This is a genomic window from Planctomyces sp. SH-PL62, assembly GCF_001610895.1.
Taxonomy (GTDB): Bacteria; Planctomycetota; Planctomycetia; order Isosphaerales; family Isosphaeraceae; genus Paludisphaera.
Genome location: NZ_CP011273.1, coordinates 1,730,835 through 1,746,923, shown reverse-complemented (window position 1 = coordinate 1,746,923; position 16,089 = coordinate 1,730,835). Strand labels below are relative to the sequence as shown.

Here is a 16,089-nt window from a genome sequence, read left to right as displayed (position 1 = left end):
GACACGTCGGGACTGCGGCGGGGACGGGTCGACGAGGCCCCGCCCTCGCGCCCGTGCTGCATGGAAACTCCTAACTCTCTAAGCGAAAACGTCGCCGGGCCTCCGGCCGACGAGCATCGGCGGTCGCGCCGCCGGTCTGGGGAAGTGGTGATGGCAAACGAACCGGGCGCCCAGTCCTCCAAGAACCTCGCGAAGGAACCCTCGCCGACGCGGGGCAACCGCCACGTCCTCTCCGCCCTGGTGCAGAACCAGCCGGGCGTCCTGGCCCACGTCTCGGGGATGTTCGCGTCGCGGGGCTACAACATCGACAGCCTGGCCGTCGGCGAGACCGAGAACCCGGTCCTCTCGCGGATCACCGTCGTCGTCAAGGGCGACGAGCGCTATCTGGAGCAGGTCCGCAAGCAGCTCGAGAAGATCGTCACCGTCGTCAAGGTCCACGACATCTCCCGCGAGGACTTCGTCGAGCGCGACCTGATGCTGATCAAGATCAAGGCCACGCCGGCGAACCGGATGGAGATCCAGTCGCTGGTGCAGATCTTCCGGGGCCGGATCGTCGACGTCAGCCCGGACGCGGTGATGATCGAGATCTCGGGCCAGGAGCGGAAGGTCGAGGCGTTCATCGACGCCGTCCGCGAATATGGCATCCTGGAGCTGGCCCGGACCGGCCGGATCGCCCTGGTCCGCGGCGTCCCCCGGTTCGACGAGCCCGACGCCCCCGCCCCCACCCCGGTCGAAGACGCCGAGCCCATGGTCCACGGCCACTCGGAACTCTGACCCATCCCGTCCCCCGGGTCGGACCTCCTTCGACCCGGCGCGACGCGTTCCCACGTTTGCAACGAACCCGGCCGCCGGACGCCCGGCGCCGGGATTTTTTCCTTCCCCCTCACCCGTTGATGACGACGCCGACGAGGAGACCTTGATGCCCGCCCAGATGTATTACGACCAGGACGCCGATCTCTCGCTGCTCAAAGGCAAGACGGTGGCGATCATCGGCTACGGCAGCCAGGGGCACGCGCACGCCCAGAACCTGCGCGACTCGGGCTGCAACGTGGTCGTCGGCCAGCGGCCGGGTTCCGCGAATTACGACCTGGCCGTGGACCACGGCTTCAAGCCGGTCTCGGCGGCCGAGGCGGCGGCGGCGGGCGACCTGGTCAACATGCTGCTCCCGGACGAGGTCCAGGGCGACATCTACAACCAGGACGTGAAGCCCAACCTGAAGTCGGGCGACCTGCTCCTCTGCTCCCACGGCTTCAACATCCACTTCGGCCAGGTCGTCCCGCCGAAGGGTGTGGACAGCGCCCTGGTGGCCCCCAAGGGCCCCGGCCACCTGGTCCGCAGCGAGTACGTCCGTGGCGGCGGCGTCCCCTGCCTCATCGCCACCGCCGACGACTGTTCGGCCGAGGGCAAGGCGCTGGCCCTGGCCTACGCCAAGGGGATCGGCGGCGCCCGCGCCGGCGTCCTCCAGACGACCTTCGCCGAGGAGACCGAGACCGACCTGTTCGGCGAGCAGGTCGTCCTCTGCGGCGGCCTCAGCGCCCTCTTGAAGATGGGCTATGAGACGCTGGTCGAGGCCGGCTACCAGGAGGAGAGCGCCTACTTCGAGTGCGTCCACGAGCTGAAGCTGATCGTCGACCTGATCTATCAGGGCGGCCTCGATTACATGCGGTACAGCATATCGAACACGGCCGAGTACGGCGACTACATCCGGGGCGAGCAGATCATCACCGAGGAGACCCGCGCCGCCATGCGACGGGCGCTCAAGGAGATCCGCTCGGGCCAGTTCGCTCGCGAGTGGATCCTGGAGAACAAGGCCAACCGGCCTTACTTCAACGCCCGCAAGCAGCTGGAGCGTCAGCACCCGGTCGAGGTCGTCGGCAAGCGTCTGCGGGCCCTGATGCCGTGGATCAAGGCCAAGACCGTCTGAGCCCCCGGGACCCCGTCGTATGTCGCGCTTTTGGGAATGTCCATCCTGCCGGGCCCTGCTGACTCGCGAACGCCTCGAGGCGGGCGCGGGATGCTGCCCGTACTGCGACGCCCGCGTCGGGGCCCCCGCTGATTTCGCGGATCCGGACGCCTCCCCCGCCGAGCCGGGGGAGGCGCGATCCGCGCCGTTCATCGTCCCCGCCACCGTCGCGGGGAAGCTCCACGCCTCGTTCGCCCTGCTCCTGGAGCAGTTCCCGGTGATCGCCGGGTTGGTCCTGATGATCGCGCTGCCGTCGAACGCGGCCGTGGAGATGATCGTCTCGCGCGACGCCGATCCCAACGACCTGTTCGCCGCCTTGCGGCTGAAGGTGCTGGTCGACAAGTTCTTCGGGCCGATCCACGCGGCGGCCGTCATCACCCTTTTGGCCGCCCGCATGGGGGGCCGGCGGACGTCGTTCCTGGACGCCGCCCGCGCCGGGATCGACTCCTGGCCGCGAGTGCTCGCCTCCCGGGCGGTGGCCGCCTTCTTCATCCTGATCGCGAGCGTCGGGTTCCTGTTGCCGGGCCTTCCCCCGCCGATTCGCGCCCTGATGCTCCTGCCGGGGATCGTGCTCACGATCCGCTTCTGCCTGGTCGACGAGGTGGCCGTCCTCGAAGACGCCCCCCTGCTGCAGACGCGGCGACGGAGCGCCGAACTCGTCTCGGGGCGGGCCTGGCTGATCGTCGCGGCGTCCACGGCCGCGTTTCTTCTGATCGCGGCCTTTTCGCTCGCCGTGGGACGCCTGGCGTCAGCGGCGGGCATCCTCGAAGACCCCCTGGCGCGGGCGCTATGCGATACCGTGCTGGACGTCTTCGCCGCCTTCTTCACGATTCTGCTTTTCCTCTTCTACTGGGAGGCGAGGTCCGGTCGCGAAGGCGGCGTCGCTTTCAAACCGGCCCTGGAAGAACATCCGTTCTGAGCTGAAGAGGAGCAGGGAGGCCCGCCCGAGACGGGCGGTGCAGTGCCATGGCCGATCTCGCGTTGAAATCCCCGGAGAACGCAACAGGTCGCTTCTACGTCGATGAGAACTGCATTGACTGCGACCTATGCCACGAAACCGCGCCCGGCGTCTTCGCCCGGAACGAGGACGAGGGCCGCAGCTACGTGGCCCGCCAGCCCCAGACCCCCGAGGAGGAGGAACTCTGCCGCGAGGCGCTGGAGTCCTGCCCTGTCGATGCCATCGGCGACGACGGCTGACCCGCCGCCGCCCATCCTCCGCCTCGCCGACTCCACATCGAGCCGCGGGGCGGAGCGACGCATCCCGACCCCGCCCCGGGACGCGCGCCGGGGCGTTCGGTCCGTACAACCGTCTCATTCGTCGCAATGCGGAGGCGGGTTGATGAGGGGACGCGTCGCATCGTGAGCGCCCGAGTCCCTGCGTCCGATACTGAAAGTCGAGTGGAGGGCCAAGGAGCTTCGGCGCCCTTCAGAAGCCCAGGGTTGGGGTCGCAGGAGGCGATGATGACTCGGCGCAGGATGATCGCGGCCCTCGCGGGCTGCTTGGCGGCGTGCTTGATCGGTGTTTCGCCGTCCCACGCGGCGAACTGGGCGGACTCCCTGTTCGCCGAGAAGGCCCACCATTTCGGACCGGTCCCCCGGGGCGCCAAGGTCAAGCACGAGTTCGTGCTGACCAACCGCCTGGGAGAGCCGGTGACGATCCTCAATCTCCGGCCGTCCTGCGGCTGCACCAGCGGACGGGCGAGCGCCTCGACGGTCAATCCCGGCGAGTCGGCCGTGGTCGAAGCCCAGATGGACACGCGGAACTTCCTGGGCGAGAAGGCCACGATCCTGTTCGCGACGCTGGTGACGGCCAGCGGGCGCGAGGCCGAGGTGCGTTTGCACGTCACCTCGCACATCCTGGCCGACATCGTGCTGAATCCCGGCTCGATCGACTTTGGCACCGTCGTCAAGGGTCAGGCCGGGGCCCAGAGCCTGACGATCGACCGGATCAACGGGACGAACTGGCGGTTCGAGCGGATGGTCTCGGCCAGCCGGGCGATCACGGCGCAGCTCGTGGAGACCAAGCGCGACGCCGCCGGCGCGGTGTCGTACCGCCTGGACGTCGCCATCAAGCCCGACGCCCCCGCCGGGCCGATCCGCGACGAGATCCGGTTGATGAGCAACGATCGCGAGGCCCGCAGCGTCCCCGTCATGGTGACCGGCTGGGTCCGCGGCGATCTGTCGGCGTCCCCCTCGCTCCTGACGATGGGCGAGGTGGTCTCGGCCGAGGGGAAGCAGGGCAAGTTCATCATCCGGGCCTCGCAGCCGTTCGCCATCACCGGCGTCGAGGGCGTCGGCGACGGATTCTCGGTGACGCCCCCCGACGGCTCCCGCAAGGCGATGCACATCCTGTCCGTCGCCTACAAGCCCGACGAAGGGACGACCCGGGGCGATCTCCGGCACGTCTTCCGCGTCTCGACCGACATCCCCGGCGAGCCCCCGCTCGACCTCACCGCGACGGTCCACGTCGCCCCCTGACGTCCCGTCCCCCCCGATCACAGGCCGTCGCGACGGCCGCCAGATTACCAAGGCGTGCAGGCCTCGACCGGCGTCCCATGACGATGGGGCGTCGGCCGAGTTCTTTTCGAAGCCCTTCGCCGCGCCGACTCGTCCGACCGACCGGGAGTGCTAGAATGATCGAGGGGGGGGCCGGGTCGTGATGGGCGTGGGCGACGAGCCGACCCGCCCCGGCCCGGAAGCTGGACGGGCCGTCCGAGCGATCGGAGGTAGGCGATGGCGGGCGTGGAGAGGGAGAACAGGCGCGAGACGCGGACGACCGAGGTGGCCGAGGAGATCGAGGTCCGGGGGCACATCATCGACTCCTTGCTGCTCCCCAAGATCCTCGACCGGATCCTCCAGATGGGAGGCGCGTTCGAGATCCGCGAGTGCCGCATCGGCGAGAGGCGCACCGACCCGAGCTACGCCCGGATCGACGTCCGCGCCGGGTCGCCCCGGGCGCTCGCCGAGATCCTCGGCGACCTCGTCGAGCACGGGGCCTCGCCGGTCAACCTCGAAGACGCTCGGGTCGTCCCGGCGGACGTCGCCACGGCGTTCCCGGAAGACTTCTACAGCACGACCAACCAGCGGACCCAGGTCCGGGTGAACGGCGTCTGGATCGACGTCGAGGATCAGGAGATGGACTGCGGCATCGCGATCGACGCCCAGGCCGCCCGCGCCCGCTGCATCCCGATGGTCCACGTCGCGCTCGGGACGCCGATCGTCGTCGGGTATTCGGGGATCCGCGTCCTGCCCGAGGAGCGGCCGCGCGAGACCTCGCTCTTCGGCTTCATGAGTTCCAACGTGTCGAGCGAGAAGCCGAAGGCGGTGAGCCTGCAAGGCGTGGCCGACGGCATCCGGGCGACCCGCGCGGCGGGCAAGAAGGTGCTGCTCGTCGGCGGCCCGGCGATCGTCCACACGGGCTCCGCGGCGCACGTCGCCCGGCTGATCCGCGAGGGCTGGATCCAGACCCTGTTCGCCGGCAACGCGCTGGCGACCCACGACGTGGAACAGGCCCTCTACGGCACCAGCCTGGGGGTCTCGATCGCCCGCGGCGAGAGCCTGGAGCACGGCCACGAGCACCACCTGCGGGCCATCAACACGATCCGCCGGCTGGGGAGCCTGAAGGCCGCCGTCGACCGGGGAGTCGTCGCGTCGGGCATCATGTACGAATGCGTCAAGCACGAGGTCGACCTCGTCCTCGCCGGCTCGATCCGCGACGACGGCCCCCTGCCCGACGTGATCACCGACGCGCTCCAGGCGCAGGACCGGATGCGGGAGGCCGTGCGGGAGGTCGGCTTCGCGCTCTGCATCGCGACGGCCCTGCACTCGATCGCCACGGGCAACCTGCTCCCCTCGTGGGTCAAGGTCGTCTGCGTGGACATCAACCCCGCCACCGTGACCAAGCTGGCCGACCGGGGCTCGTTCCAGACGATCGGGATCGTCACGGACGTCGAGCCGTTCCTCCGCTCGCTGGCCGTCGAACTGACCGCCGACCGGGGTGCCTCCGGCCTCTGACCCATCGGAAAGGGCCTCCGCCGTGAACGTCGCCCCGAACCCGATCTCGACGCCGCGAATCCTGATGTGCCCGCCCGACTTCTTCGGGATCGAGTACGAGATCAACCCGTGGATGAACGTCCGCCAGGGGAGCGACCCGGCGCGGGCCGGCGCCCAGTGGCGGGCCCTGGAAGGGACGCTGCTCGAGCTGGGAGTCGAGATCGAGCGGATCCGGCCCGCTCCGGGGCTGCCCGATCTGGTCTTCACGGCGAACGCCGGGCTGGTCTATCGCGATCGGTTCGTGCCCTCGCGATTCCGGTTCCGGGTCCGCCAGGGGGAGTCTCCCCACTTCGAGGCCTGGGGGCGTACCGAGGGCTTCGAGATCCTATCGCTCCCCGAGGGGATGAACTTCGAGGGGGCCGGCGACGCCCTCTTCTGCGGCGAGGCCCTGTTCGCCGGCTATCGCTTCCGCAGCGACGTCCAGAGCCATCAGTGGATCGGCGAGCGCCTGGGTGTGGAGGTCCTGCCGATGGAGCTGGTGGACCCGCGTTACTACCACCTGGACACCTGCTTCTGCCCGCTCGCCCCCGGCGCGGCGATCTACTATCCCGGCGTATTCGACGATTACGGCCGCTCGGTGATCCGCGAGCGGATCCCGACATTGATCGAGGTCCGGGCCGAAGAGGCGCAAAGCTTCAGTTGCAACGCCGTGGTGGTCGGCCGGACGGTGGTCCTCAATCGAGGCGCCGAGCGGCTCGCGGAGGACCTGCGGCGGCTCGGCTATGCGACCCGACCGCTGGACCTCTCGGAGTTCATCAAATCGGGAGGGAGCGCCAAGTGCCTGACGCTTCGGATCGACGGCGAGGAGGCCGCGGCCTGGAAGACGGCCGCCGAGGCCGCGTCCCCGTCCCCTTGACGGCGGCCCGAAACGCCGCGACCATGAAGCAATCGACGACTCGCGCGGGCGGACTGTACGCCGGCCTCTCTTCGGGGAGGCCGTCGCCCGGCCTCGCCCGCTTGTCCACCGGTGATGCCCGACGATGGCGGAGCGCGACCCGACCCTGGAGACCACCCGCGAGGCCGAGGGGCGGGCCGCCTGCTCGAACTGCGGGCGCGTCCTCATTTTCTCGGGCGAGCCCCCCCGTTTCTGCGGCTACTGCGGGGCCCCGCTCGACCCCGCCGACGTCTCGGACCACGACCGGACCCAGTCGTTCACCGCTTCCGACGAGACGGCGGAGTTCACCTCGGCCCCGCGACGCGATCGCGGGACCGTCGAATCCTTCCCGGAGCGGGTGGCCGGCTATCGGCTCATCCGCAGGCTGGGATCGGGCGGGATGGGGACCGTCTTTGAGGCGGTCGAGGAGCAGCAAGGGCTGCACGTCGCCCTGAAGCTGATCGCGCCGGCGAACCTGGGGTCGGACGAGGCCATCCAGCGTTTCCGCCAGGAAGGGCGGACGGCCAGCGCGGTGACGCATCCCCGATGCGTCTTCGTGCGGGCCGTCGACGAGGAGCGCGGCCAGCCCTACCTCGTGATGGAGCTGATGCCGGGGACCACGCTCCAGACGCTGGTCGAGGAGGGGGGCCCGCTCGACCCGCCGGCCGCGATCCAGATGATCCTCGACGCGATCGAGGGCCTGGCCGAGTTCCACAGGCTGGGGATGATCCACCGCGACGTGAAGCCGTCGAACTGCTTCCTCGACGACGAGGGGCGGGTCAAGATCGGCGATTTCGGCCTCTCCAAATCGCTGGAAGGCGGGGCCGACCTCACGCGCACCGGGGCCTTCCTGGGGACGCCGCTCTACGCCTCGCCCGAGCAGATCAAGCGCGAGCCCCTCGACGAGCGGACGGACGTCTATTCGGTCGCGGCGACTTTGTACTACCTGCTGACCGGCCGGGCCCCGGTCCAGACCAAGGACGCGGCGGAAGCGCTGGCGAGGATCGTTTCGGAGCCGGCCCCGCCGCCCCGGACCTACGCCCCGGGGGTCTCGAAGTCGCTGGAAGCCGTCATCCTGAAGGGCCTCGACCGCGACCGCTCGCGACGCTGGCGGAACCTTCGGGAGCTGCACGACGCCCTCCTGCCGTTCGTCCCCGAGCGGGTCGACATCGCCTCGATCGGCCTCCGGGTCGGGGCCTACGCGATCGACCTCCTCCTGTTCTACATGGGAGTCTGGTCGGCCTTCGCGGTCAGCTTCATCCGGCACCGGGGGCGGGTGCTGGAGACCTTTGCATTCCACGAGCAGCATGGTCGGCTCATCGAGATCGTCGACGCGGGCCTCTGGATCATCTATTTCACGGTGGCCGAGGGGCTGTTCGCGGCCTCGATCGGCAAGTGGATCGTCGGCCTGCGGGTGGCGAGGGACCCCGACGGCGACGCGCCCGGCCTCCTCCGCGCGTTCGTCCGGACGCTCGTGTTCGTCCTGCTCCTGGGCCTCGGGAGCGAGGTCTACGACGCCGCCTTCCCGGGCGACCCCCACGCGGCGGACGAGCCCTGGCAGACGGCCCGGCTCGTGGCGATGAACCTCCTGGGCCTGGCGATCCTGGTGGCGCCGATGCGGCAGCGATCGGGGTTCCGCGGCCTGCACGAATGGGCCAGCGGGACCCGCGTGGTCCAGGTCGTCCGGGCTCGCCGTCGGCACTGGTTTCGCCGCGCGATGCGGCGAGGGTTGCTCGGCGGGGGGCCGCGCGGCCGGCGGAACTCGGGCCGCCGCCGCTCGACCAGGTCGGCCCGTATCAGATCGAGGGGAGCGTCTCGTCCCGGAGCGGCTGCCAGCTCCTGTCGGGGCGGGACGCGACGCTCGACCGCCCGGTCTGGCTCGTCCTCCGCGATCCCGGCACCCCCCCGCCGGACTCCACGCGAAGGGCGCTCAATCGGCTGACGAGGCCCCGCTGGATCGGCGGCGGCGACCAGCCCGACGCCCGCTGGGACGCCTTCACCGCCCCCCCCGGCTGTCGACTGTCCGAGGTCGTCGCATCGGGCGGGCTCCCCTGGGCCGACGTCCTGCCGCTCCTGACCGATCTCGCCGAGGAGCTCGAGGCTGCGCGGCTCGACGGCACCTTTCCCTCCAGGCTCTCGGTCGACCTCGTCTGGGTCGACGACGACGGCCGCGCCCAACTCGTCGACCCCCTGGCCTGGGGCGAGCCGGACGACGAGCCGCCTCCCCCTCCCCCCCCCCCGCCGACCGACTCCGGGGTCGGCTCTCAAGACCCCGAGGAGGCCCGGGCCTTCGTCTTCCTGAGGGACGTCGCGAGGCTCGCGACCGGTGAGGACCGGACGCCCCGCCGGCTCCCGCTCGGGGGCCGGAACCGGCGCCACGCCGGATCGAGCGGGAGGATCTGCGCGGCCGTTCCCGAGCGCGCCGGGGTGCTCCTCGACCGTTTGACCGGCCATCGGTCCCCGTACGCCCGGCTCGCCGACCTTCGGGCCGACCTGATCGCCGCGGCGGAACGCCCCACCGAGGTCAGCACCGGAAGGAGGGCCCTGCAGCTCCTCATCCAGACCTTCTTCCTGTCGCCGGGCCTGCTGGTGCTGATGGTGTTGACCTGCCCGGACTTCGAGCCCAACCTGATCCCGTATGACCTGGCGGTGCTGACCGCCGTCCCAATCGCCTGGACGCTCGGCGCGATGGTCCTGCGAGGGGGGCTCAGCTATCCGCTCGCGGGACTGGCCCTGATCGGCCGGGACGGCCGCGCCGCCGGCCGGCTGGCGTGCGGACTGCGCGCCTTCCTGGTCTGGGCGATCCCGTCGGCCCTCATGGCGAGCTCGCAGTGGGTGCAGCACGTCTCCCCCGAATCGGTCGTGACCGCCTGGTCGGTCTGGCTCGCGGGGCTCTTGCTGATGGCGATCTATCTGGTCATCGCCCTCCTCTTCCCCAGCCGAGGCCCCCACGATCGCCTGAGCGGCACCGTCGTCGTGCCGATCTGACGCCCCACCGATAACCCCGCGGAATTTGGCTTCGATTGGCTTCGCTCGTTCGCACCAGGAATCAAGCCAATCGGACGTAAATTGCTTGCTGGAAATAATTTAGGAATGGGATTTCTGGGTCCGGAATTGGCTTCGATCGGCGGTTCTCGCGATGTCGCGGCGTGGGGCCGTCGGGTCGCTAGGTCGTGGTCGACGGCCGTCCTTTGCGGCGGACCGGACGGAGGGTGGACCCACCGGGCGCAACGCTCCCTATCTGGATGATGCACCAGGATGCGCGAGGGAGAAGCTCAGAGCCTGTCCCATCAGGGCGAAAGGCGAGCTGGAACGGTCCTCCCCCCCGGCGGGGGAAGACAGACGCCGAAGGCGTCAGATGAGGGGGGGACGCCCGCGGCCGAGTTTCGGATTTCGGGGCCTCCCGCCCGGGCCGACGGCCCCGGGACGGCCCCTGGAACTCCGAGCGGCAAGTCGCTCGTCCCCCCCCATCCGGCCCTTCGGGCCACCTTCCCCCGGCCAGGGGGGGAAGGACGGCGATCGGGCCGCGGCACACGTTCGGGACAGACTCTCAGGGAGTCGCTTCGGCGGACGGACCGCCGAACGGGACCAGCGGGATCGGCTCCATGCGGCCGATGTTGGGGAGGCCGACGTCGGCGGCGGGGACGCCCTTCTTGATGGAGGCGGCGGCGCGGGCGAAGGTCTCCTGCATCAGGAGACGGACGGTCGGGTCGTAGGAGGCCGGGCCGGTGATCTCATACGACATCATCCCCCAGAGGCAGAGATAGCGCCACGCCTCCGCGTCGATCTTGAAGTGCTGGGCGGCCTCGACCGGGTCGACGACCGGTGCGGGGGCGTCGGCCGCCCAGCCGAAGGCACGGCGGGCGTGGAGGCCGCGGAGCACGGCCTGCGCCAGCGCAAGGTGCCCCCGGTACGAGGGGTGCATCGCGTCGTGGAACAGCCGCTCGTCGAGGAGGCCGTCGGGGCTGAGGGCGTGGAAGTAAGCCTGGCCGTCCACGAGGATCGCGTCGTGCCGCCGGGCCGTCTCGCGATAGGCGTCCTGGAATTCGGTCAGGCAGCGCTGGGGGTAGCCGTCGAGGTCGCGAGCGGCGACGGCCTGCTCGTACGCCTCGGCCTTGTCGCCGCGATCCGCCAGCAACCGGGAGAGCCGCCAGCGAGCCGCCGCGAAGCCCGGCGCGCGCTCCAGGAGGTCGCGATAGGCCGCGACGGACGCCGAGGGGTCGGACGTCTCGAGCCCCTTCGCGGAGAGGAACTCGCTCGCGATCGCCCGCCGCTCGGCCCTCGGCGTCTCGGGCGGGAGGAACGACCGATTGGGATCGTAGCCGGAATCGTTCCCCGGCGGGGACACCAGGACGAGGATCGCGCCGAGCTTCTCCGCATAAGTGGCGATGGCTTCGAGCCGGTTGCGAAAGTCGTTCAGGACGAGATCATACTCTTCGGGAGAATAGGCCGGGGCGTCGACGAGGTCGCGATGTCCGTTGTCCGGGGGCGGGATCGCGATCCGGCATTTTTGGATGTTCCGCTGCACCAGCGCGTGGAGGAAGGACCAGGCGACGGCCTTCTCCGCGAGCACGGCCGCCCTGGCCGGCTTCTCGTCGTCGTTGTAATAGGTCCGGTCGCGCGAGAGCGGAATCCGCGCCGAGAACTCGTTGTGTCCGCAGTAGACGATCAGGACGTCCGGCCGGTGGTGGAGGTCCGCGAGGTGCCTGTGCTGCCGCTCCAGCGTGTCCCCGGACCGGGCCATCACCTCGTGCCGGAACGTCCGACCGGGGATCGCGCGCTCCAGGCCCCAGGCGACCACGGAGCCGATCGACAGCCAGTTCGTGTAGGGGACGCCCGCCGCGCTCGACTCGCCGACGACGGCGATGCTCACCCGGTCGTCCTGTTCCGGGAAGGTCGTGGGCAATTCCACCTCGTCGACGGTGTTCGGCAGCTTCCTCGCCACCGCCGCTTCGTTGAGGGCCGCGGTCCATCCGCCGGCGGGGAGGACCGACTCTCGCCGTTGCCTCACGAGGATCACCGCCGACGCCGCTTCAAGCACCAGGACCCCCGCCAGGGTCGTGCCGCAAAGGAGTGCGACGCGGAACATCACGGCCCGCCTCGGCGCTCCGCTCCCCACGGCTCGCGCCCGCACCAAAACCCAGCCGAGGCCGCCGACCGCCCCGACGACCGCGATCCCGTAAGCGACGTCGACCCCCTGGAGGAAGCGTAGCCCGATCGCCCAGTAGACCCATTTCGGGGTGCGGTCGACGACGTAGAAGGCGCCGTAAATCCCCGCCAGAACCAGGCCCGCGAGGACCGGCGTCAGGATCGCGAGAGTCAGGAGCGCCCGGCGGGAGATCAGCTTGGGGGCGGCGTCGGCCTCGCGAGCGGTCGGGTCCATCAGATCCTCGGGCGGTGGCGGGGTCATTCCAGTCCGTACTTGCGGAGCTTCTGGCGGAGCGTGGACCGATGGATCCCGATCCGCTGCGAGGCGAGGGCCTTGTTGTTCGACTCGCGGCGGAGGACGGCCCGGAGCATGGGGGGCTCGACCTGGGCGAGGAAACGGTCGTAGAGGGAGTCCGACTCGTCGGGCGCGGCGTCGAGGGCCGCCTCGGTCCAGCGGGCGATGGAGGCGTCGAGGCCGTCGCCCCCGGCCCCGTCGGGTCCCGGCGAGGCGATGGCGGCGGGGAGGTGCTCCGGGAGGATCGGCCCCCCCCTCGCGACGATCGCCGCGCGCTCGATGGCGTTTCGCAGCTCGCGGACGTTCCCCACCCAGGGCCGCCGCACCAACTCGGCGAGCGTGTCGTCCCGGAGGGCGGCGGCCCCGTCCTGGTGCGGGTCGACCTGTTTCAGGAAGAATCTGGCCAGTTCGGGGACGTCGCCGAGCCGATCCCGCAGGGGAGGGATGTGGATGGGGAAGACGCTGAGGCGGAAGAACAGGTCCTCGCGGAACAACCCGTCGGCCATGAGTCTGGGGAGCGGGCGGTTGGTGGCGGCGAGGAAACGCACGTCGATGGGACGCGGCCGGGCGTCGCCGACGGGGGCGACCTCGCGGTGCTCGATCGCCCGCAGGAGCTTGACCTGCATGCCCAGCGGGACGTCGCCGATCTCGTCCAGCAGCACGGTGCCGCCGGCGGCCAGCTCCAGCAGCCCCTTGCGGTCCTGGCTCGCGCCGGTGAACGAGCCCCGCATGTGGCCGAACAGCTCGCCCTCGACGAGTCCCGGGCTGAGCGCGGCGAGGCAGACGGGGAGGAAGGTGCGGGAGCGTCGCGGGCTGTTCTGGTGGATCGCGCGGGCGACGAGTTCCTTGCCCGTGCCGCTCTCGCCGGTGATGAGGACCGGGACGTCGGTCGCGGCGACCAGGGCGATCTGCTTGAACAGGGCCTGCATCGGCGGCGACGAGCCGACCAGCCCGGGGCCGGGTCCGACGTGGCCCCCCTTCGCCCCGCCGATCGCGGCCCCGCCAGACTCCAGCGCCCGCTGGACGACCGCGCCGGCCTGATCGAGATCGAAGGGCTTGACGAGATAGTCGAACGCCCCGGCCTCCATCGCCCGGACGGCGGTATCCAGGCTGCCGAAGGCGGTGATGATCACGATGGGGGCCGCGCCCAGGCGGTCGCGGAACGCGGACATCGCCGAGAGGCCGTCCAGCCCCGGCAGGCGGACGTCGAGGACCACCGCGTCGAACGGACCCTGGCGCGCGGCTTCGAGCCCCTCCTCGGCGGTCGAGGCGACGGCGACCTCATGGCCGAGGTCGCCCAGGTACTCGCCGAACGCCCAGCAGATGCTGGCCTCGTCATCCACGATCAGGACGCGGCTCATGGGCGGGGTCCGTCTCCGTCTCGGCTTCGGGCTCGGTCTCGGCCTCCGCGACGCCGCGCGGCAGGGTCAGCCGGAACCACGTCCAGCCGTCCTCGCGACGCCAGGCCAGGCCGCCGCGATGCGACTCGGCCACCCGTCGCGCCAGGGCCAGGCCGAGGCCCACGCCCTCGGGCTTGCCCGTCACGAACGGGTCGAAGATCGCCGCTCCGAGTTCGGGGGGCGGGCCGGGGCCGTCGTCGCCGACCTCGATCATGATCGGATCCGCGTCCGCAATCAACTGGAACCGCACCCGGCCCCCCGGCCCGGCCGCTTCGAGTGCGTTCCAGGTCAGATTCAGCACCGCCGCGCGGAGGCTCGGCTCGTCGAGCCTGGCGACCACCGGGGCGTCGGGCGTCCGCAGGTCGAGGCTTACCCTGGCGTGTCGGCTCGTGGCGTCGAGGAGCGACGCCACGTCGCGAAGCAAGGCGACCAGATCGCAGGGGCGGTCGGGCCGCTGTTCGAGACGCCCCAGCGTCAAAAGCCCGCGCACCTGCTCCTCGGCCAGTTCGAGCTGCCTCACGGCGACCTTCAAGCTGGAGTCGCTCACCGACGCGCCGCAGCGTTTGGCGTGGAGCTGGACGCCGAGCCGGGCGCCGGTGAGCGTGTTGCGAAGCTGGTGCGCGAAGCCGGCCGCGAGCTGCGCGAGGAGCTGCGTGCGCTCGGCCTGGGCGATGGTGCGCCGCATGTCGCGGAGCTGCCGGCTCATCTGGTTGACCGACTGGATCAGGTCGCCGACCTCGTCCCGCCCCTCACCCGGCTCGATCTCCTGGAAATCGCCGTCGGCGATCCGCGCGACCTGTCCGCGAAGGCGATTCACCCGGCGGCCGATCCGATCGGCGAACCAGCGGGTCGCCTGCGCCGTGAGCGCGATTGCGGCGAGCCCCAGCGCGATCGGCGCGGCGGCGACGTCCCAGAGGGCGGCCCGCCAGCTCGATTCGGGATAGAGGACCAGGAGCGTCGCGCCCGGCCCGGCGCTCGACGCGGCGGCGGGAAGCTTCGCCGCGTAGTACGTCCGGCCGGAGAGCGAGAGCGTCGGCCACTGCCGCCACGACCGCGAATTGGGCCGAAACTCCGAGACGGCGCGGCCGTCGGGCGCGCGCCGGGCCAGTTCTTCCTCGCTGGACGCGACCGGCCTCCCGCTCGCGTCCTGGACGACGAAATGGGCCTCCGAAAGCCCGTGCATCCGCGCCAGAACCTGGGAACTCAGTGGGAACGTCGACCGCTCCAGCACCTCGATCACCCCCGCCAACCGCGCCACGCTCTGCCGCTCGCTCCGCCACGCCGCCAGCCCGACCGCCGCCGCCGTGATCGCGGCAATCGAGGCCGTCTGGATCGCGACGATCGGGATCAGGATCTGGCGACGTATGGAACCGTTCATCATTGAATCGCGATGAACTAATCGCTGATTCCTTCATACTCGTGGTCGGGCATCGTGTTTAATGTGTAGTGCGTAAGATTTGGTTTTGAAAGCTTGCAGCTGATAAGGTGAGCGAATAGATTGTGCATAAACATTGATAAGTTTCCTCCAGCTCGATGTGGCGCCTTCCCGATTTTCGCGAGCAACCATGCATATCCCACGTTAGGCGATGGCGCTGTGTTGATAAACTCGGGAATACTATTAATGTGTACTGGAAGTGCTGTGCCGTCATCTCTTTTAAAATAGTATGTATTTAGTATCAATCCCTCGCTAAGAAGACAGACCACATTGGGAAGCTCGCTCAAGGGTGTCAAGTTGTATAGGCTTGCGACTTGACTGGGTGAGAAGTCGTTAGCATTCACAAAAAACATGAAGGTGAAAAGCGGGTTCCCGTAAAAGGCCGTGACGTCGTAGTAGCCTATTCCTACGGTATTCCGAGTAGCCGCTTTAAGTCGTTCGCCCGAAAGCGAATCGTGGAACGGCACTCGAGGGCGCCAGAGTCTTGATCTCATGCCGCGAATGTTGTCGCAGAATTTTTGTATCTCCTTTTTTGCGTTGTAGTATGTGGATTTAATTTCTCCGATCGCGTAGACTGACTCGTAAGTATAATATGTCGTTCCATTCTGGGTTTCGAAGAGAATTGGGTGGCTGTCTCTGTCGGAGATAATTATGTCGTACTGAGGGCTTACGTTTCCTCTGTTGTCGACGATATGTCCATGTCCAATATGAAATCTCAATGGCAATTTTCGCCTGATCGCAGACCTGACGGCCTCCTCGATCTCATCTCCAGAGGCGTCAATATTAGTTGTCGCGTGTATCAACCGCGACTTGACGCGTGCCTCTAGTATCTCCTGGGCCAAGCTGTGCCAGTATTCGATAAACTGAACTCGCGGGAACTTCTCATTGTCTGGTGGATCCTGGTTGTCTCGCATTCTGATT

The 16,089-nt window shown here is 69.3% G+C and carries 13 protein-coding genes; 9 read left to right on the top strand and 4 right to left on the bottom strand.

The window, feature by feature from the left end:
• Positions 1–150 precede the first annotated feature (150 nt).
• The 9 genes from ilvN to VT85_RS28290 all read left to right on the top strand — a co-directional run bounded on the left by ilvN (position 151) and on the right by VT85_RS28290 (position 9,878).
• Positions 151–774, top strand: a complete 624-nt coding sequence (gene ilvN, locus VT85_RS06775; RefSeq protein WP_082858407.1) for an acetolactate synthase small subunit — start codon at positions 151–153, stop codon at positions 772–774.
• Positions 775–919: 145 nt separating this feature from the next.
• A complete protein-coding gene (gene ilvC / locus VT85_RS06770) occupies positions 920–1,924 on the top strand; it encodes a ketol-acid reductoisomerase (RefSeq protein ID WP_068412404.1) in 1,005 nt (334 codons plus the stop codon).
• A 19-nt stretch (positions 1,925–1,943) separates the two neighbouring features.
• The gene (locus VT85_RS06765) at positions 1,944–2,882 is read left to right on the top strand and encodes a hypothetical protein (protein WP_068412402.1); all 939 of its coding nucleotides are present in this window, start codon (positions 1,944–1,946) and stop codon (positions 2,880–2,882) included.
• Positions 2,883–2,929: 47 nt separating this feature from the next.
• Positions 2,930–3,160, top strand: a complete 231-nt coding sequence (locus VT85_RS06760; RefSeq protein ID WP_068412400.1) for a ferredoxin — start codon at positions 2,930–2,932, stop codon at positions 3,158–3,160.
• 264 nt (positions 3,161–3,424) lie between these two features.
• Positions 3,425–4,441 (top strand): DUF1573 domain-containing protein, encoded by a 1,017-nt coding sequence (locus VT85_RS06755; RefSeq protein ID WP_068421531.1) that lies wholly within the window; start codon positions 3,425–3,427, stop codon positions 4,439–4,441.
• Between the two features lie 255 nt (positions 4,442–4,696).
• A complete protein-coding gene (locus VT85_RS06750; protein ID WP_068412398.1) occupies positions 4,697–5,977 on the top strand; it encodes a TIGR00300 family protein in 1,281 nt (426 codons plus the stop codon).
• A 22-nt stretch (positions 5,978–5,999) separates the two neighbouring features.
• Complete coding sequence (locus tag VT85_RS06745; RefSeq protein WP_231871468.1) at positions 6,000–6,872, top strand: dimethylarginine dimethylaminohydrolase family protein; 873 nt, start codon at positions 6,000–6,002, stop codon at positions 6,870–6,872.
• Positions 6,873–6,996: 124 nt separating this feature from the next.
• Complete coding sequence (locus VT85_RS06740; RefSeq protein WP_068412396.1) at positions 6,997–8,832, top strand: protein kinase domain-containing protein; 1,836 nt, start codon at positions 6,997–6,999, stop codon at positions 8,830–8,832.
• A 485-nt stretch (positions 8,833–9,317) separates the two neighbouring features.
• Positions 9,318–9,878, top strand: a complete 561-nt coding sequence (locus VT85_RS28290; RefSeq protein ID WP_197491138.1) for a hypothetical protein — start codon at positions 9,318–9,320, stop codon at positions 9,876–9,878.
• A gap of 562 nt (positions 9,879–10,440) precedes the next feature.
• Here VT85_RS28290 and VT85_RS06735 read toward each other — a convergent pair.
• From VT85_RS06735 to VT85_RS27405, 4 genes are read right to left on the bottom strand one after another with little or no spacing between them, the layout of a single operon-like run.
• Positions 10,441–12,273, bottom strand: coding sequence for a hypothetical protein (locus tag VT85_RS06735; protein WP_068412393.1), 1,833 nt, complete (start codon positions 12,271–12,273; stop codon positions 10,441–10,443).
• Positions 12,274–12,296: 23 nt separating this feature from the next.
• Positions 12,297–13,694, bottom strand: coding sequence for a sigma-54-dependent transcriptional regulator (locus tag VT85_RS06730; protein WP_068412389.1), 1,398 nt, complete (start codon positions 13,692–13,694; stop codon positions 12,297–12,299).
• The gene (locus VT85_RS06725) at positions 13,669–15,111 is read right to left on the bottom strand and encodes a sensor histidine kinase (protein ID WP_197491137.1); all 1,443 of its coding nucleotides are present in this window, start codon (positions 15,109–15,111) and stop codon (positions 13,669–13,671) included. Before VT85_RS06725 ends, VT85_RS06730 begins: the two co-directional genes overlap by 26 nt.
• 17 nt (positions 15,112–15,128) lie before the next feature.
• On the bottom strand, positions 15,129–16,082 hold the full coding sequence (locus VT85_RS27405; RefSeq protein WP_156512715.1) for a DUF6602 domain-containing protein: 954 nt from the start codon (positions 16,080–16,082) through the stop codon (positions 15,129–15,131).
• Positions 16,083–16,089 lie beyond the last annotated feature (7 nt).